Raw genomic sequence first — 16,685 nt, 5'->3', positions numbered from 1 at the left:
AGGCCTTATCAAACTGCTTTTTCCCTTCGTTCGCTTGCCTCTGAACGCTTTGTCTCTGATTCCGGCCCATTTCGATATGCCTGCTGAAGGCCCTTAAGCACGATGGGTTTAAGCATCGGCAGCGGTTCACCTGATAGCCCACTGATCACCAGCAAGCGGTGTTGCCGGCCGCGCGCATAGCCCAGCCAGCAAGGCAGCCATATCGGCGTCGGGGTGCTACCCAGCACCTGGATTCGCCAGTGACGTGGTGTCGCCATACGCTCCCATAGCCACAGCCGGTTCAGTGCTTCTGGCGTTGGCGGTAAACCGCTATCAATGTTAAGTGCTGAGCTGGGTTCTTCGACCTGGGTGGGTAGTTCGGCACCCACTAATAGCAGTGCGCGGCGCATTTCCTTAGCACACAGTAGCCAAGCCCCCGGCGTGCCATTAGGCAGGCCAAGTGCGGTCGCCCAGAGGCCAACCCAGGCAGGTTCGCAAGCCGTCGCGCCAAGTCGCTGTAAGCACCGTTTAGCAGTATCTTCTTCAATCCGCCGCGCAAGTGTTAAGCGTTCAGCCATTTGCCCACCCCTGCAGCAGCGCTAGCATGCCCAGTATGAGACAAAACCAAGCGAATAGGCCGATACAGCGACGGCGCGTCAACCGTGCCTCTTGACCAATCACCTGGGCGTTATCGGCTCTCGCGGCCAATACGGCCTGCATATCCGGCGCGGCTTCGGCCATCATCACATCGCTTAGCTGATCTTGGCTGGGGGCGGGCGCTGTTAGGCTAACGAGGTAGCCAACGCTCATCGAAACCACTACCCCCACCGTGTTGTTATACAGCCACGAGATATCGAGGAGCGCAGAGACAGCCCATACGGAGAGCATACCGGCAATCAGTCCGGCCATCGCTCCTCGTGCGTTGGAGCGGTGGCTAAAAATAGCCAATAGGAAGGTACCTAGTAGCGCCCCATAAAACCACGAGCCGATTTGGTTGACCGCCTCGATCACAGGGCCAAGATTACCGGCGAAGAAAGCAAACAGGGTGGCATAAAGCCCCCAGAAAATGGTGGCCATGCGTGATGCTTTCAGATAATGAGCATCGCTGGCATTGGGGTTGATATAGCGACTATAAAAATCCCGCACGGTTACCGCCGAAAGCGAGTTGAGCGCCGAGTCGAGGCTCGACATCGCCGCGGCAAACACTCCGGCAATGACTAGTCCCGCCATGCCTGAGGGAAAGGCACTGACGACATAGCGGGGCAGCAGCTCATTGAGATCCTCGGGTGGTGTTAGCCCATGCTGCTGGTAATAGGTGGCCAAAATGACGCCAATAAATAGAAACAGCAGCATCTGCGGAATCAGCAGGTAGCCGCCAATCAGCAGCGAGCGCTGAGCATCGAGCACTGATGGGCTTGAGAGCACTCGCTGGATTTGGCTCTGGTCGGTGCCGAAGTAGGCCACATGCAGGAAAAAGCCACCGAACAGTCCGGCCCATAGCGAGTAGGTCACGCTGGGGTCGAAGGACAAATCGATGGCGTTGAACATCCCGCTGGCCGCGCCAAACTCGAAGACATCGCCCCAACCGCCAGGCAGGCTGGTCACTAAAAAGAAGATGCTTAACAGCGCGCCAAGCCAGAGCACGAACATTTGCACCACGTCAGTCCAGATCACCGCGCTGATACCGCCCAGCACGGTATAGCTGATCGCCAGTACCGCCATAATGATAATGGTGAGGTTCACGCTCCAACCGGTCACCACCGCAAGCACGAGCGCTGGCGCATAGAGCACCACGCCAGTGGCTAGGCCGCGGGCAATCAGAAACAGCAGGGCGGTAAGGGTACGCGTCGCTGGGCCGAAACGACGCTCCAGCAGTTCGTAGATACTATAGATGCCCGCGCGGTGGAAAATAGGTACCAGCACCAAAATCAACACGATCATGGCCAAGGGCACATTGATAAACGTCACCAGGCGTTCAAGGCCTCCCTCGAAGCCCCAGCCCGGCGCCCCGATAAAGGTGATCGCGCTGGCTTGGGTTGCCATGACCGAAAGACCGATGGCCCAGCCGGGGATTTTGCGACCGCCTAGAAAATAGTCTTCGGGGTTATGCTGATCTTTGCCGAAGCGTGAACCAATCCAGGCGATTAAGCTGATGTAACCAATCAAAACTACCGTATCAAAAAGCGTGAACCCTTCCATGTTCGCTCCTCTACGCCTAATTTTGTCTAGTGTTTTGAGAGTAGCAGGTTGTGTGGTGTTTGCTTTTTCAGGCGGCAGACATGCTTTCAACCACTAAAAAATGCTATCTCGCTTTGCCCTGTGGGTGTCAGGCACCATAATGTTGGTCTATTTTCTTGAAGGACGTTACCCATGGTGCGTGAGTCATACTCATCCCCCCGATCCGCCAGCGATGCAGCCGCCCAGTTGGGAGAAGTGGCGTACCTAACGGTTACGGCCGTCAATAACATCGGCGCGTTTTTGCAGTGGGGGCAGCCAAAAGATGTGTTGCTACCGTTTAGCGAGCAGCATTTTCGCCCTGATCCCGGTAAACGTGTTCTGGTTATGCTGTACAGCGACGACCAGGGGCGGCCAGTGGCGTCGATGAAGCTGGATCGTTTTTTGACCGATGACGCCTGGGCCATGGAAAAGGGCGACGAAGTCGCCGTAGTGGTGGCGGAGCGAACTGACCTGGGGATGAAGGTGGCGGTGAATCACCGCTACTGGGGGCTAATTTACCAGGACGACGTCACTCAGCCATTGCGCCGTGGCCAATCCGTTAAAGGCTATGTGAAGCAGCGTCGTGAAGATGGCCGCCTCAATATCTCGCTGCTACCGCCAGGCGCTGCGCGTTTAGATGTAGTCGGTGACAAAATTATGCAGGCGCTACGTGAAAGCGGCGGCTATTTGGCACTCGGGGATAAAAGCCCTGCCCATGAAGTTAAAGCACGCTTAGGGGTGAGTAAAAGTGCTTATAAACAAGCCATTGGGCGGCTTTATAAGCAGCAGTTAATCACTCTGGAGCCTAATGCTATTCGCATAGTGCCTAGCGCGCTCGGCGAGTAGTTAGCTGGGGCAGTTGGAGCCTAGCGGGCAGTACGGCATACTGGGCCTCTATTGTTCATGTTTGGATAGTGCCCCCGATGAGCCAATCAAATCTGCATCTCGGCGTTGTGATGGATCCCATCAGCGACATCGCTTACAAGAAAGACACCACCATGGCCATGCTATGGGCCGCCCAGGAGCGCGGTTATACCCTGCACTATATGGAGCAGGAAGACCTTTTCTTGAATGCAGGGCAAGCCTACGCACGTATGCGGCCGTTAACGGTGCATCGTGATCCGAACCACTGGTACGACCTGGGCGAGCCCTCTGCGCGTCCAATGGTTGAGCTGGATGTGGTGTTGATGCGTAAAGATCCGCCCGTCGATGCCGATTTCACTAACGCCGTGCATTTATTAGGTTTTGCTGAGCGTGAGGGTGTGCTGGTGGTTAACCCCACGGCAGCGCTGTTGCAGTGTAATGAAAAGCTGTTTGCGCAACAGTTTCCTCAGTGCTGCGCGCCGACGCTTGTGGCCAGCCGCGACGATGTACTGCGCGCCTTCCATGCGGAGCACGGCGATGTAATCTTCAAGCCACTGGATGGCATGGGCGGTACCGGCATTTTTCATATTGGCCCGGAAGGCCGTAATATCGGCGCGGTCATTGAGCAGCTTACCTTGCGCGGGCAGCGGCAAATTATGGCTCAGCGCTACCTGCCGGAAATTAAGAATGGCGATACGCGTATTCTGTTAGTCGATGGTGAGCCCGTTCCTTTTGGACTGGCGCGTATACCCTCTGCGGGCGAGACTCGTGGCAATCTAGCTGCCGGAGGGCGGGGCGTGAGTCGCGAGCTTACTGATCGTGATCGCTGGCTAATTCAGCAGGTACAGCCCATGATTCGGGACAAAGGCTTAATGTTTGTCGGCCTCGATGTCATCGGTGACTATATTACTGAAATCAACGTCACCAGCCCCACCTGTGTGCGTGAAATTGATGATCAGCGGGGCACCAATATTGCCGGTTTACTGCTGGATGCCATCGAGCGCCGCTTAGCCTAGGCACGGCTTCACTCTTATAATGACACTTATTACGCTATGTCTGCTGAGATGCCAGCAGGCAGTGGGAGACGCATGCAAAGTTTGAAACATCACTTTCTAATGGCTATGCCGCATTTAGAAGATCCTAATTTTGCCGGTAGTCTGATCTATCTTTGCGATCACGATAACAACGGCTGCATGGGGGTGATTACTAACCGACCGTTAGAGATCACGCTTGAGGCGCTGTTTGATCAGCTGGAATTAGGCGGTGAAACAAGCCCACATCGTAATGCGCCGGTTTATTATGGCGGGCCTATGCATAAAGACCGTGGCTTCATTCTGCATGTCGGCGATAGCCAGCAGTGGGACTCGAGTATCCAGGTGGAGGACGGTATTGCGCTGACCACCTCGCTGGATATTCTTCAGGCCTTTGCCGCTGGCGAGGGGCCAGAGCACTTTTTAGTCTGCTTAGGCTGCGCGGGCTGGGAAGTCGGGCAATTGGAAGAGGAGTTGAAGGAGAACAGCTGGCTAACGGTAGAAGCCGAGAGCAACGTGCTCTTCAATACCCCACCTATCGAGCGTTTAACCGCGGCGGCTGGTTTGTTAGGTATTGATCTTAATTTAATGACCCGAGACGCGGGGCACGCCTGATGGCCGAGGCGGGGCAACGCTTAATCCTGGCCTTTGACTATGGCACCCGGCGTATCGGTGTGGCGGTAGGCAACGAGCTACTGCACAGCGCTCGGGAGTTGACTCCCTTGACGGCACGGGATGGGATTCCCGACTGGAATGTCGTTTCACGGCTACTTAACGAGTGGCAGCCGGATTTGCTAGTGGTGGGGTTACCGCTGAATATGGATGGTAGCGAGTCAGAGATGAGCGCTCGCGCTCGTAAGTTTGGTAATCGTCTGCATGGCCGTTTTGGCAAGCCATGTGAAATGGTTGATGAGCGAGGCACCACGCGGGAAGCGAAAATAATCGCTCGCGAGGCAGGCCATAAAGGTAACTATCGTCAAGATAGTGTCGATGGTATTGCGGCTATTCTTATTCTTGAAGGCTGGTTTGCCCACCAGGAAGGTTTACCTGGCGGGCGTCTATCCCTATAACCGCTATCTTTAAATTCTCTTCTTAAGTTCTTGAGCTTTAACGATCCAGCGTGCCCGTTTGGCTTGGAACGTACCAGCGCACAGGGCGCAAATCTTGCTCGATCAATTTGTCGACATCTAACAACGTTGCGAAAATCGCCATCCGCATAGGAATGCCGTTATCGGTTTGTCGGAAAATCGCCAGACGTGGGTCGCCATTAAGATCCACATTTAAATCATTCGCGCCGGGTCGGCTATCTCTCGGCAGCGGGTGCATCACAATCGTGCTTTGACTGCAGCGGTGATCCAAGAAGTCGCGATTGACCATAAAGTCATCGGATAACCCCTGAAAGCTCTCATTCATTTCGTCGGTGAAGCGCTCTTTTTGGATGCGCGTGGTGTACACCACATCTAAATCTGCAAAGTCGGTGGCCAGTGAGTCGCGCTGCTCAATGCGGTGACCGCGAGACGCCACTAAGTCAATGAGCTTGGAAGGCATCTCAAGACCCGGCGGTGATACCAGGGTAATACGCAGCGGGTCATAGAGTGACAGGAGCTTAATCAGTGAATGGACAGTACGGCCGAATTTTAAATCGCCAGTGAGAAGAATGTGGGCGCCACTGAGTGATTTGCCCAGTCGCTGAAACTCCTTATCAATGGTATAGAGGTCAAGCAGCGCTTGGCTGGGATGCTCCCCTGGGCCATCGCCGCCATTAATTACCGGCACATTGGTCGCCGCGGCAAACTCAGCCACCGAGCCCTGGTCGGGGTGACGCATTACAATCGCATCACAATAACCGCTCATTACCCGGCTGGTATCGTATAGCGATTCTCCCTTGGCCATAGAGGAAAAGGTAAAGCCGGTGGTATCGCACACGCTGCCGCCTAAGCGGCAGAAAGCGGCATTGAAACTCACCCTTGTCCTGGTGCTTGCTTCAAAAAAAAGATTACCCAGTACTGCTCCTTCTAACACCCGCGTTACTTGGCGCCGCTGAGCAATCGGCTCCATGCGTGCAGCCACACGCAGTAAATGATCAACGCTTTCGCGGTTTAATGAGTCGACAGTTAGCAGGTGGTGGCTCATGGCGGACCTCAGTAAGGTGGTAGATAGCGCTAGTGTAACCGCCAATGAGGGTAGTGCCGAAGGGCTTTCATTCACGCATGGCGGACAATCTGTAATTTTTCTACAAAACCGCTTGCCAACCCGGCAGCGAATCCGTAAAGTACGCATCCGCTGCCGGGGACGCCAAGCGTTACCAGCGGTGAATGAAGTGTAAAAGCTTCGGTTTGTCAGGTAGTTAGTGCTTTTACGAAAGCCAGCGGTTTTGGATGTGGTCAGGTTTGCATCGAAAACAACGCCCTTGACAACCACCAGGAAATGCGTAGAATACGCCTTCCTCGCTGAGGCAAGCCAAGTCAACGGCAGCCCGGTTGCTTTCACAGCAACCTAACAGCGAAACAGCTCTTTAACAATTTGATCAGGTAATTCATGTGGGCGCTTGCTGATGTTGGTGACAAATCACCCAATATCAAGGCAAGCGACTCAAGCAATAAGGTTTTAAAGGATTCGTCCTTTGGGATCTGTTTTGAATGAATTCGTTTGAACCTTGAGCCAAGTTTGGTTCGCTTCTGTCACTTTCGGGTGGCAGGTAAGAACCGCATAGATCTTAAACTGAAGAGTTTGATCATGGCTCAGATTGAACGCTGGCGGCAGGCCTAACACATGCAAGTCGAGCGGTAACAGGGGTAGCTTGCTACCCGCTGACGAGCGGCGGACGGGTGAGTAATGCATAGGAATCTGCCCGATAGTGGGGGATAACCTGGGGAAACCCAGGCTAATACCGCATACGTCCTACGGGAGAAAGGGGGCTTCGGCTCCCGCTATTGGATGAGCCTATGTCGGATTAGCTAGTTGGTAAGGTAATGGCTTACCAAGGCAACGATCCGTAGCTGGTCTGAGAGGATGATCAGCCACATCGGGACTGAGACACGGCCCGAACTCCTACGGGAGGCAGCAGTGGGGAATATTGGACAATGGGGGCAACCCTGATCCAGCCATGCCGCGTGTGTGAAGAAGGCCCTCGGGTTGTAAAGCACTTTCAGCGAGGAAGAACGCCTATCGGTTAATACCCGGTAGGAAAGACATCACTCGCAGAAGAAGCACCGGCTAACTCCGTGCCAGCAGCCGCGGTAATACGGAGGGTGCAAGCGTTAATCGGAATTACTGGGCGTAAAGCGCGCGTAGGTGGCTTGATAAGCCGGTTGTGAAAGCCCCGGGCTCAACCTGGGAACGGCATCCGGAACTGTCAGGCTAGAGTGCAGGAGAGGAAGGTAGAATTCCCGGTGTAGCGGTGAAATGCGTAGAGATCGGGAGGAATACCAGTGGCGAAGGCGGCCTTCTGGACTGACACTGACACTGAGGTGCGAAAGCGTGGGTAGCAAACAGGATTAGATACCCTGGTAGTCCACGCCGTAAACGATGTCGACCAGCCGTTGGGTGCCTAGAGCACTTTGTGGCGAAGTTAACGCGATAAGTCGACCGCCTGGGGAGTACGGCCGCAAGGTTAAAACTCAAATGAATTGACGGGGGCCCGCACAAGCGGTGGAGCATGTGGTTTAATTCGATGCAACGCGAAGAACCTTACCTACCCTTGACATCTACAGAAGCCGGAAGAGATTCTGGTGTGCCTTCGGGAACTGTAAGACAGGTGCTGCATGGCTGTCGTCAGCTCGTGTTGTGAAATGTTGGGTTAAGTCCCGTAACGAGCGCAACCCTTGTCCTTATTTGCCAGCGAGTAATGTCGGGAACTCTAAGGAGACTGCCGGTGACAAACCGGAGGAAGGTGGGGACGACGTCAAGTCATCATGGCCCTTACGGGTAGGGCTACACACGTGCTACAATGGCCGGTACAAAGGGCTGCGAGCTCGCGAGAGTCAGCGAATCCCTTAAAGCCGGTCTCAGTCCGGATCGGAGTCTGCAACTCGACTCCGTGAAGTCGGAATCGCTAGTAATCGTGAATCAGAATGTCACGGTGAATACGTTCCCGGGCCTTGTACACACCGCCCGTCACACCATGGGAGTGGACTGCACCAGAAGTGGTTAGCCTAACGCAAGAGGGCGATCACCACGGTGTGGTTCATGACTGGGGTGAAGTCGTAACAAGGTAGCCGTAGGGGAACCTGCGGCTGGATCACCTCCTTAAACGATGCGTCACAGTTGGTAAGCGTCCACAATGAATTACCTGATCAGATAGCTGTTGATGAGCAGTGATAAGCCAGACGCCTTCGGCGTTGTCTTATCACTGCTTATAGCAGTCGCTCTTTAACAATGTATATCATGCTGACAAGAACACTTCGCAAGAAGTGGTCTTAAATTGTGATACGCGTCAGCGTATCCGGCAAAATGAAACGTGATCATTGCGACATCCAGACTCCTTCGGGTTATAGGGTCAAGCAATGAAGCGCACACGGTGGATGCCTAGGCAGCCAGAGGCGATGAAAGACGTGGTAGCCTGCGATAAGGCTCGGTGAGGTGGCAACAACCTGTGACCCGGGCATTTCTGAATGGGGAAACCCACTCATCACAAGATGAGTATCGTGCACTGAATACATAGGTGTACGAGGCGAACCAGGGGAACTGAAACATCTAAGTACCCTGAGGAAAAGAAATCAACCGAGATTCCCCTAGTAGCGGCGAGCGAACGGGGACCAGCCCTTAAGCATGTGACTGATTAGGCGAACACGCTGGGAAGCGTGGCCGTAGCGGGTGATAGCCCCGTAGTCGAAAATCTGATCATGTGAAATCGAGTAGGTCGGGGCACGAGAAACCTTGACTGAAGACGGGGGGACCATCCTCCAAGGCTAAATACTCCTGGCTGACCGATAGTGAACCAGTACCGTGAGGGAAAGGCGAAAAGAACCCCGGAGAGGGGAGTGAAATAGATCCTGAAACCGTGTGCGTACAAGCAGTAGGAGCAGACTTGTTCTGTGACTGCGTACCTTTTGTATAATGGGTCAGCGACTTATATTCAGTGGCGAGGTTAACCGTATAGGGGAGCCGTAGGGAAACCGAGTCTTAACTGGGCGACACAGTCGCTGGATATAGACCCGAAACCGAGCGATCTATCCATGAGCAGGGTGAAGATTGAGTAACATCAATTGGAGGCCCGAACCAGGATCTGTTGAAAAAGATTTGGATGACTTGTGGATCGGAGTGAAAGGCTAATCAAGCTCGGAGATAGCTGGTTCTCCTCGAAAGCTATTTAGGTAGCGCCTCACGTAGTACCGCCGGGGGTAGAGCACTGTTTCGGCTAGGGGGTCATCCCGACTTACCAACCCGAGGCAAACTCCGAATACCGGTGAGTAACGCGTGGGAGACACACGGCGGGTGCTAACGTCCGTCGTGAAAAGGGAAACAACCCAGACCGTCAGCTAAGGTCCCGAAATCCTGGTTAAGTGGGAAACGATGTGGGAAGGCTCAGACAGCTAGGAGGTTGGCTTAGAAGCAGCCATCCTTTAAAGAAAGCGTAATAGCTCACTAGTCGAGTCGGCCTGCGCGGAAGATGTAACGGGGCTAAACCAGGTACCGAAGCTACGGGTGAGTTTCTATTTCGATAGGAATTCGCGGTAGAGGAGCGTCGTGTAAGCCGATGAAGGTGAATTGAGAAGTTCGCTGGAGGTATCACGAGTGCGAATGCTGACATGAGTAACGATAAAGGGTGTGAAAAACACCCTCGCCGGAAGACCAAGGGTTTCTGTTCGACGCTAATCGGAGCAGAGTGAGTCGGCCCCTAAGGCGAGGCCGAAAGGCGTAGTCGATGGGAAACGGGTCAATATTCCCGTACCGGACATGGTTGCGATGGGGGGACGAAGAAGGCTAGGTGAGCCAGGCGTTGGTAGTCCTGGTGAAAGTGAGTAGGCCGAGACCTTAGGTAAATCCGGGGTCTTAAAGCCGAGACACGAGACGAACTGACCACGGTCAGGAAGTCACTGATGCCACGCTTCCAGGAAAAGCCTCTAAGCTTCAGATCATGTGCGACCGTACCCCAAACCGACACAGGTGGTCAGGGTGAGAATCCCAAGGCGCTTGAGAGAACTCGGGTGAAGGAACTAGGCAAAATGGTGCCGTAACTTCGGGAGAAGGCACGCCGGCATAGGGTGAAGAGACTTGCTCTCCTAGCCCGAACCGGTCGAAGATACCAGGTGGCTGCAACTGTTTATTAAAAACACAGCACTCTGCTAACGCGCAAGCGGACGTATAGGGTGTGACGCCTGCCCGGTGCCGGAAGGTTAAATGATGGTGTTAGCCGCAAGGCGAAGCTCTTGATTGAAGCCCCGGTAAACGGCGGCCGTAACTATAACGGTCCTAAGGTAGCGAAATTCCTTGTCGGGTAAGTTCCGACCTGCACGAATGGCGTAATGATGGCCACGCTGTCTCCACCCGAGACTCAGTGAAATTGAAATCGCCGTGAAGATGCGGTGTACCCGCGGCTAGACGGAAAGACCCCGTGAACCTTTACTATAGCTTCACACTGGACGCTGATGTTGCCTGTGTAGGATAGCTGGGAGGCTTTGAACTCTGGACGCCAGTTCGGAGGGAGCCAACCTTGAAATACCAGCCTGGCATCATTGGCGTTCTCACTCAGGTCCGTTATCCGGATCGAGGACAGTGTGTGGTGGGTAGTTTGACTGGGGCGGTCTCCTCCTAAAGAGTAACGGAGGAGCACGAAGGTACCCTCAGCACGGTCGGACATCGTGCATTGAGTGCAAGAGCATAAGGGTGCTTGACTGCGAGACAGACACGTCGAGCAGGTGCGAAAGCAGGTTCTAGTGATCCGGTGGTTCTGTATGGAAGGGCCATCGCTCAACGGATAAAAGGTACTCCGGGGATAACAGGCTGATACCGCCCAAGAGTTCACATCGACGGCGGTGTTTGGCACCTCGATGTCGGCTCATCACATCCTGGGGCTGAAGTCGGTCCCAAGGGTATGGCTGTTCGCCATTTAAAGTGGTACGCGAGCTGGGTTTAGAACGTCGTGAGACAGTTCGGTCCCTATCTGCCGTGGGCGTTGGATGTTTGAGAAGGGCTGCTCCTAGTACGAGAGGACCGGAGTGGACGACCCTCTGGTGTTCCGGTTGTCACGCCAGTGGCATTGCCGGGTAGCTATGGTCGGACGGGATAACCGCTGAAAGCATCTAAGCGGGAAGCCCCCTTCAAGATGAGACATCCCTGAGGCCTAGAGCCTCCTGAAGGGCCCAGCGAGACCAGCTGGTTGATAGGCACGGTGTGGAAGCGCTGCAAGGCGTTGAGCTAACGTGTACTAATGGCCCGTGAGGCTTGACCCTATAACACCCAAGGGGTCTGGTCGTGATGATGACGAAGCATTAAAAAGCCGGATACGCAGCGTGTGGCCTGACTCAAACGAGCAGGCGGCACAATGAGACGATCACAAACAGCATGATGTACATTAACAGTTACGCCTGACGACCATAGCACGCGTGAACCACCTGATCCCTTGCCGAACTCAGAAGTGAAACCGCTTAGCGCCGATGGTAGTGTGGGGTCTCCCCATGCGAGAGTAGGTCATCGTCAGGCACTTATTATGAAAAATCCCCCAGGGCTGATGCCTTGGGGGATTTTTTTTGCATGGGCGTGAGGGGTAAATAGTGAGGAGTGAGGGGAATAGTGAGTAGAAAACGTTGGTGTAGGGGTATCTAACGAATATCCTGTTCCACCTCACGCCTCACGCCTCACGCCTCACGCCTCACGCCTCACGCCTCACGCCTCACGCCTCACGCCTCACGCCTCACGCCTCACGCCTCACGCCTCACGCCTCACGCCTCACGCCTCACGCCTCACGCCTCACACCTCACACTAACGTGCGGTTTTCCGGCGTTTTATGTCAGAATGCACTCCTCAGGAGGAATGCCCATGACTCATATGCGCTGGGAACAGTTACTTTCCCCACGACGTCTTCACGATCAACGCTCAACAAGTACCCGTGAAATCGGTCGTAGCCCGTTTCATAAAGATCACGACCGTATTGTTTTCTCAGGTTCATTTAGACGCCTAGGGCGCAAGACCCAGGTGCATCCGCTAACCGAAAACGATCATATTCATACGCGCCTAACTCACTCGCTGGAGGTTGGCTGTGTAGGCCGCTCCTTGGGCATGATTGTGGGGGAGTTGCTGCGCGATCGCCTGCCTGAATGGATTACGCCTGCTGACCTTGGCGTCATTGTCCAAACAGCGTGCCTGGGACATGACATCGGGAATCCCCCTTTTGGCCATGCGGGAGAGTATGCAATCCGTGATTGGTTTCAGCGCGCTCAAAGCAGTGGCCTGTTAGAAGGCCTTTCAAACGCTGAGCGCGAAGATCTGTTGACCTATGAAGGCAACGCCCAGGGTTTTCGGGTGATTACCCAGATCGAATATAACCAGTTTAATGGCGGTATGCGGCTTTCTGCGGCCACCTTGGGTGCATTGCTTAAATACCCTTGGACGGTTCGTTATGGTGGTCGAGCGGGCAAGTTTGGCGCCTATCAGTCAGAGCAGGTGCTGCTCAAAGAGGTGGCTGAAGCGGTAGGGTTGTTGCCCCAAGGCGAGCAGCGCTGGTGTCGCCATCCACTGGCGTGGCTGGTCGAGGCGGCAGATGATATCTGCTATGCCCTGTTGGATCTGGAAGATGGTTTGGAGATGGGCATCTTGCGCTATGAAGAGGTTGTCGAAATACTGCGCCAAATTGCCGGAGAGTTTCCGCCCGAGTATGCCGAAATGCAAGATCGTAATGTGTCACAGCGGCGCCGCATTGCACTGCTGCGAGGAGCTGCGATGGAGCGCGCGGTCAATGATGTTGGCACGGTGTTTGTGCAGCACGAGCAGGCCCTGCTGAGCGGCACACTCAGTGAGGATCTGTTGGAGCTGTGCCACCCTGACCTGGGATGGGGTGTTCAAGCGGCGAAGCAGTTGGCTCGAGAGCGCATTTTCCAGAATGAGCGTAAGGCGAAGCTCGAGATTGGCGCCTATACGACACTGGGTATCCTGTTGGAAGCCTTTATTGGCGCTGCACACGAGCTTCACCACACAGGGCACTCATCGTTTAAACACCAGCGTGTACTGGCCCTGATAGGTGAAAACACGCCCCTGCCATCTTGGTCACTCTACGATAGCTATCGGCGAATGCTGGACTTTATCGGTGGGATGACAGACCACTACGCGGTGGATCTAGCCCAGGAGATGGGCGGCCGACTGCGCGGTGATTGAGTACTGTTTAATTAAACCGAAGGTTGGCTCAGGTGCTTCAACTCCATCAACTGAGCGCGCTCAAGAAGCACATTAATGACCTTGTCATGGATGGCATCGTTGAGTGGGCCTGGGGTCAGCTCGGTCAGCTGCTTAGCAAGCGTGTCCCCGCTGACCACTAAAATATCAGGAGCGGCTTCGCTGTTATCTATTTTCCAACCCGGCAGCACCAATACGCCCCGTACCGGGACGGGCACGCCACAGCGCCGCTCTAACCAGTGAGTCAGCCAGTTAACCCCTTGGCGAGTTTTATGCAGTGGCCGACGTTCTTGCCCATGGGGAAAGCGCAACCGCTCGCGTTCCACCGCGACTGTATTGAGCTCATTGCCATCGGTGCCGATAGCGAGTGTTCTTGCCCGTGTCTCAACCACAAATACGCCATGGGGCGTTACTACGATGTGATCGATCGTGAAGCTATCGGTAGGCACATCGTGGAATACATAGTAAGGGTGTGCATCAGGGCGGACTAAGCGCTCCAGCTCTTGGCCAACGGCGAGCTCACAGGCTAAGCCTAACTTTAGCCGTCGGATACGCTGATAGTCGCGTACCAGCAATAATGAAAAAGTCAGTACCAGCAACGTACTAAGCAGCCCATACAGCGCCCACTCAACCCAGTCCTGCTTATCCACAAACAACATACGGCCCATTCCGTAAACTAGCGGAGCGAGGCTGATAATGGGCCCTAATGCACCATTTAAAAAAAGGCTGGAAAACGCTTGGTCAAGGCGGTGCCGTAGCGCTTGACCCGGCTCATGAAGGGGGGCGTTGAATGGAGAGTGAACGCGAGCATCGTGCAGGCTGCGCAGCGCGAGGACAATACTGGCCATTGCCGCCATGGGGAATAAAAAAATCAGGGGTAGCACGTATTCCAGCCAAGCCATTGCAGTGCCTTGCTCTATAGTGACTTACCCGATGGTAAGCCCCGATGGAAAGTTATAGTGGCGTAGAGGAGGCTAACCCCCAGCGAGTTTAACTTGGTAGCCAAGGGCGCTTAACTCCTGACGCAGGGTGTCGCGGTGGTCGCCTTGAATTTCAATAATACCCTCTTTAACTGCCCCACCCGTTCCACACCGCTTTTTAAGCGTTTTAGCTAACGTTTTAAGCTCTTCGCCAGGCAGAGGAATGCCACTGACGGTGGTCACGCCTTTACCTTTACGGCCACTCGTTTCGCGGCGAATGCGTACTACGCCATCAAGCGCCGCCAGCCGCTGCTGTTCGCTCAGATCATCGCAGTGGCAGTCATTGAGTGGCTCGCGGCAAGTGGGGCAGGTTTTGCCATGTTCGGTGGAATAAACCAGCCCACCGAGCTGGTCTCGTAAAGAGGCCATTTTTATCCTCCAATTGAGTGTTGGGGCACAGGGGTTTGCCAATACTCACGGGTGAGTCGCTCCACTACAGCGGGTAGCTGATACATATTACTGATCATGATAGCGTTTTCAGGCGTTGTCTCGGCATCCGGGAAACGGTTTAAGTGGATCACCGTCATTCCCGCCTGAAGCGCCGCGCGTACGCCTACTAAGGCATCGTCTATGGCAATGCAGTCATGCGCTGAATAGCCCATGATACTCGCTGCGTGTAGATGTAAACAGGGTTCGGGCTTCCAGCAATTAGCGGTATAGCCACTGAAAAAACGTTTACCGAAGTAGTGGCTGAGCCCTGTCGCTTCTAAAGCCGTATGAATTTTGCTTTCAGGCCCATTAGAAACCACTGCACTGGGATAAGCCGCCAGAGTATCCAGCGCTTCTTGGGCGCCGGGGATGGTGGTCAGCTCTTGGGCAAGCCGGGTGGCTAGATTGGCTCGCATAGAGACTTCCATGCGGTCAAGCTGGTCAGGGTCAACGTTACCGTAGCGTTGTTGCAGTTCAGCAACGATGCGTCGAAAGCGCGCTCCACGAAATTCGCCAAGATAATCAGTAGACGCGAAAGGCAGGCCTACTGAATTGAGCCCGGCAGCCATCTCTTCAGCCAGTAGCGGCTCGCTATCGACAAGAGTGCCATCACAGTCAAACAGCAAAAGTGGGAGCGGCATTGTGGTTCCTTGCAGCGGCTTATGCACTGCCAGTGTTAGTTGAAGCCATCCATACTGCTATTGAACGGGATTTTACGTCATTTGTGAACACTGTTTTGTTATTTTTTGCTTGCCTGAGCGTGACTCTTGAGCCAGCTTAAATGGCTACACTCATTTTGCTGGCTACTGTTGTAGGCCATCTAGCGTCAGCAGACGCAGTAGTACAAGCGATGGAAATGCCTCAGCTGCGCTGAAGAGATAGTGGGGATGCACTATTCTTTCATAATCACAACATGGAGAATGCCTAATGCGATTAACCCCTTGGTTTCTACCCTTTGCACTTAGCGCTGCCTTATTAACGACCACTGGCTATGTGTTTGCTGATAATCATGCGTCTGAGGGTGAACAGCACGAACCTCTGGATGATGAAACGCTTGAAGAGGAGTACGGCATTAAAGCGGGATCAGTAAAGCGTGATGAAGGTGAAGGCGCTTCTTCTAGCGATTCCGAAGGCGCTGATGAGCAGGCACGCGTCCGTGAAGAAGAAGAGGAGGAAGAGAAAAACGAAGAAGTAGCCACTAGCGAGGGCGAGGCTGACGTCGAGTTAGAATCTGGTGAGAGTGAAGAGCGAAACCCAGAGGCGGGCACGGGCGGCACTGGTAGTCCCGACGATGCTATTCACAGTAGCGAAGAAGAGAATAGCGAAGATGACGAGGATGACACCGACGATAATGAATAACGTCAGTGCCTAAGCGTTACTGGGCGAGTCGGCGCGAGTTAGCGCTACTACGCTGATGGTAAGGCTTCATTGTGCGCTGGCTGGTCACCCACCAGGGAGCCTGCTTGCCGCTCATTGAGTTGAGCAGCGCTTTTTGCATGACGAGGCCAGCTTCCATGCTGGCCTCGAGTTTTTCGGTGACCATACGTTGATTTTCTTGCATCATTTTGGGGCTGAAAAACGGCTGTGTTTGCCATAAATGATTTCGCATAGTGATCGTCGACAAAGACGTCGACCATAGCTCAAAGGCCATGATACCGACTTTCCATATATCGAACATCGCTACCGGGGGAGTGGGCATTAGGGGAAGGGAAGTTGTGGGTTTCATCAGCGTTGTGGCCTCCTTGCTGGAACACGAGACATCGTGACCTCATCTCCAGTGTTAGCGCATCTATGCTGCATTGCAATATCTATTTAATTAGCCACAAAAAAAGACGACCGGTTGGTCGTCTTTTTC

General features: G+C 54.1%; 14 protein-coding genes and 3 rRNA genes. 10 read left to right on the top strand and 7 right to left on the bottom strand.

Annotation, left to right across the window (positions count from 1 at the left end; translation table 11 throughout):
• Positions 1-8 precede the first annotated feature (8 nt).
• Both AC4EYZ_RS11480 and AC4EYZ_RS11475 read right to left on the bottom strand, forming a co-directional pair.
• Positions 9-557 carry a hypothetical protein gene (locus AC4EYZ_RS11480; RefSeq protein ID WP_159177871.1) on the bottom strand — a complete coding sequence of 183 codons (549 nt, stop codon included), beginning with the start codon at positions 555-557 and terminating at the stop codon, positions 9-11.
• Positions 550-2,178, bottom strand: a complete 1,629-nt coding sequence (locus tag AC4EYZ_RS11475) for a sodium:solute symporter family protein (RefSeq protein ID WP_159177872.1) — start codon at positions 2,176-2,178, stop codon at positions 550-552. The genes AC4EYZ_RS11480 and AC4EYZ_RS11475 overlap by 8 nt, the downstream gene beginning before the upstream one ends.
• 171 nt (positions 2,179-2,349) lie before the next feature.
• Between AC4EYZ_RS11475 and AC4EYZ_RS11470 the strand changes: the two genes are divergently transcribed.
• The 4 genes from AC4EYZ_RS11470 (at position 2,350) to ruvX (ending at position 5,161) form a co-directional block, all read left to right on the top strand.
• Positions 2,350-3,042: a CvfB family protein gene (locus AC4EYZ_RS11470; RefSeq protein WP_159177873.1), complete on the top strand. Its 693-nt coding sequence runs from the start codon at positions 2,350-2,352 to the stop codon at positions 3,040-3,042.
• Between the two features lie 77 nt (positions 3,043-3,119).
• The gene (gene gshB / locus AC4EYZ_RS11465; RefSeq protein WP_027958467.1) at positions 3,120-4,076 is read left to right on the top strand and encodes a glutathione synthase; all 957 of its coding nucleotides are present in this window, start codon (positions 3,120-3,122) and stop codon (positions 4,074-4,076) included.
• Between the two features lie 72 nt (positions 4,077-4,148).
• The gene (locus AC4EYZ_RS11460) at positions 4,149-4,706 is read left to right on the top strand and encodes a YqgE/AlgH family protein (protein ID WP_159177874.1); all 558 of its coding nucleotides are present in this window, start codon (positions 4,149-4,151) and stop codon (positions 4,704-4,706) included.
• Complete coding sequence (gene ruvX / locus AC4EYZ_RS11455) at positions 4,706-5,161, top strand: Holliday junction resolvase RuvX (RefSeq protein WP_144810127.1); 456 nt, start codon at positions 4,706-4,708, stop codon at positions 5,159-5,161. Before AC4EYZ_RS11460 ends, ruvX begins: the two co-directional genes overlap by 1 nt.
• Positions 5,162-5,198: 37 nt before the next feature.
• On the opposite strand, the gene AC4EYZ_RS11450 is transcribed toward ruvX, so the two are convergent.
• A complete protein-coding gene (locus AC4EYZ_RS11450) occupies positions 5,199-6,224 on the bottom strand; it encodes an aspartate carbamoyltransferase (RefSeq protein ID WP_159177875.1) in 1,026 nt (341 codons plus the stop codon).
• On the opposite strand from AC4EYZ_RS11450, the gene AC4EYZ_RS11445 reads away from it, so the two are divergent.
• The 5 genes from AC4EYZ_RS11445 (at position 6,223) to AC4EYZ_RS11425 (ending at position 13,403) form a co-directional block, all read left to right on the top strand.
• The gene (locus tag AC4EYZ_RS11445; RefSeq protein WP_041157474.1) at positions 6,223-6,417 is read left to right on the top strand and encodes a hypothetical protein; all 195 of its coding nucleotides are present in this window, start codon (positions 6,223-6,225) and stop codon (positions 6,415-6,417) included. The genes AC4EYZ_RS11450 and AC4EYZ_RS11445 overlap by 2 nt on opposite strands.
• Before the next feature lie 392 nt (positions 6,418-6,809).
• Positions 6,810-8,342, top strand: a 16S ribosomal RNA gene (locus AC4EYZ_RS11440).
• A gap of 245 nt (positions 8,343-8,587) precedes the next feature.
• Positions 8,588-11,485, top strand: a 23S ribosomal RNA gene (locus tag AC4EYZ_RS11435).
• Positions 11,486-11,619: 134 nt separating this feature from the next.
• A 5S ribosomal RNA gene (gene rrf, locus AC4EYZ_RS11430) occupies positions 11,620-11,735 on the top strand.
• Together the 16S, 23S and 5S rRNA genes form the textbook arrangement of a ribosomal RNA operon.
• Positions 11,736-12,071: 336 nt before the next feature.
• A complete protein-coding gene (locus AC4EYZ_RS11425; protein ID WP_474192870.1) occupies positions 12,072-13,403 on the top strand; it encodes a deoxyguanosinetriphosphate triphosphohydrolase in 1,332 nt (443 codons plus the stop codon).
• An 11-nt stretch (positions 13,404-13,414) separates the two neighbouring features.
• Here AC4EYZ_RS11425 and AC4EYZ_RS11420 read toward each other — a convergent pair whose 3' ends face one another.
• The 3 genes from AC4EYZ_RS11420 to AC4EYZ_RS11410 form a co-directional block, all read right to left on the bottom strand.
• Positions 13,415-14,323: a nuclease-related domain-containing protein gene (locus AC4EYZ_RS11420; protein WP_474192871.1), complete on the bottom strand. Its 909-nt coding sequence runs from the start codon at positions 14,321-14,323 to the stop codon at positions 13,415-13,417.
• Between the two features lie 72 nt (positions 14,324-14,395).
• A complete protein-coding gene (locus AC4EYZ_RS11415) occupies positions 14,396-14,770 on the bottom strand; it encodes a translation initiation factor Sui1 (protein WP_027958965.1) in 375 nt (124 codons plus the stop codon).
• A 2-nt stretch (positions 14,771-14,772) separates the two neighbouring features.
• Positions 14,773-15,471 (bottom strand): HAD family hydrolase, encoded by a 699-nt coding sequence (locus tag AC4EYZ_RS11410; protein WP_027958964.1) that lies wholly within the window; start codon positions 15,469-15,471, stop codon positions 14,773-14,775.
• A gap of 286 nt (positions 15,472-15,757) precedes the next feature.
• Between AC4EYZ_RS11410 and AC4EYZ_RS11405 the strand changes: the two genes are divergently transcribed.
• Entirely contained in the window at positions 15,758-16,189 is a 432-nt protein-coding gene (locus tag AC4EYZ_RS11405; protein WP_138801699.1) for a hypothetical protein, read from the top strand.
• A 16-nt stretch (positions 16,190-16,205) separates the two neighbouring features.
• On the opposite strand, the gene AC4EYZ_RS11400 is transcribed toward AC4EYZ_RS11405, so the two are convergent.
• Positions 16,206-16,556, bottom strand: coding sequence for a hypothetical protein (locus AC4EYZ_RS11400; protein WP_223828045.1), 351 nt, complete (start codon positions 16,554-16,556; stop codon positions 16,206-16,208).
• Positions 16,557-16,685: the final 129 nt, after the last annotated feature.

It is taken from the genome of Vreelandella sp. 162(4c), assembly GCF_058152265.1.
The sequence above is the reverse complement of the archived record's forward strand: the minus strand, read 5'-3'. Positions and strand labels throughout refer to the sequence as shown.

What these genes read in the sequence shown, in the direction of transcription:
- AC4EYZ_RS11450 (WP_159177875.1), bottom strand. Translation starts at nt 6,224, where the DNA reads ATGAGCCACCACCTGCTAACTGTCGACTCATTAAACCGCGAAAGCGTT.
- AC4EYZ_RS11410 (WP_027958964.1), bottom strand. Translation starts at nt 15,471, where the DNA reads ATGCCGCTCCCACTTTTGCTGTTTGACTGTGATGGCACTCTTGTCGAT.
- AC4EYZ_RS11445 (WP_041157474.1), top strand. Translation starts at nt 6,223, where the DNA reads ATGGCGGACCTCAGTAAGGTGGTAGATAGCGCTAGTGTAACCGCCAAT.
- AC4EYZ_RS11405 (WP_138801699.1), top strand. Translation starts at nt 15,758, where the DNA reads ATGCGATTAACCCCTTGGTTTCTACCCTTTGCACTTAGCGCTGCCTTA.
- AC4EYZ_RS11420 (WP_474192871.1), bottom strand. Translation starts at nt 14,323, where the DNA reads ATGGCTTGGCTGGAATACGTGCTACCCCTGATTTTTTTATTCCCCATG.
- gshB (WP_027958467.1), top strand. Translation starts at nt 3,120, where the DNA reads ATGAGCCAATCAAATCTGCATCTCGGCGTTGTGATGGATCCCATCAGC.
- AC4EYZ_RS11475 (WP_159177872.1), bottom strand. Translation starts at nt 2,178, where the DNA reads ATGGAAGGGTTCACGCTTTTTGATACGGTAGTTTTGATTGGTTACATC.
- AC4EYZ_RS11425 (WP_474192870.1), top strand. Translation starts at nt 12,072, where the DNA reads ATGACTCATATGCGCTGGGAACAGTTACTTTCCCCACGACGTCTTCAC.
- AC4EYZ_RS11415 (WP_027958965.1), bottom strand. Translation starts at nt 14,770, where the DNA reads ATGGCCTCTTTACGAGACCAGCTCGGTGGGCTGGTTTATTCCACCGAA.
- AC4EYZ_RS11400 (WP_223828045.1), bottom strand. Translation starts at nt 16,556, where the DNA reads ATGAAACCCACAACTTCCCTTCCCCTAATGCCCACTCCCCCGGTAGCG.
- AC4EYZ_RS11470 (WP_159177873.1), top strand. Translation starts at nt 2,350, where the DNA reads ATGGTGCGTGAGTCATACTCATCCCCCCGATCCGCCAGCGATGCAGCC.
- AC4EYZ_RS11460 (WP_159177874.1), top strand. Translation starts at nt 4,149, where the DNA reads ATGCAAAGTTTGAAACATCACTTTCTAATGGCTATGCCGCATTTAGAA.
- ruvX (WP_144810127.1), top strand. Translation starts at nt 4,706, where the DNA reads ATGGCCGAGGCGGGGCAACGCTTAATCCTGGCCTTTGACTATGGCACC.
- AC4EYZ_RS11480 (WP_159177871.1), bottom strand. Translation starts at nt 557, where the DNA reads ATGGCTGAACGCTTAACACTTGCGCGGCGGATTGAAGAAGATACTGCT.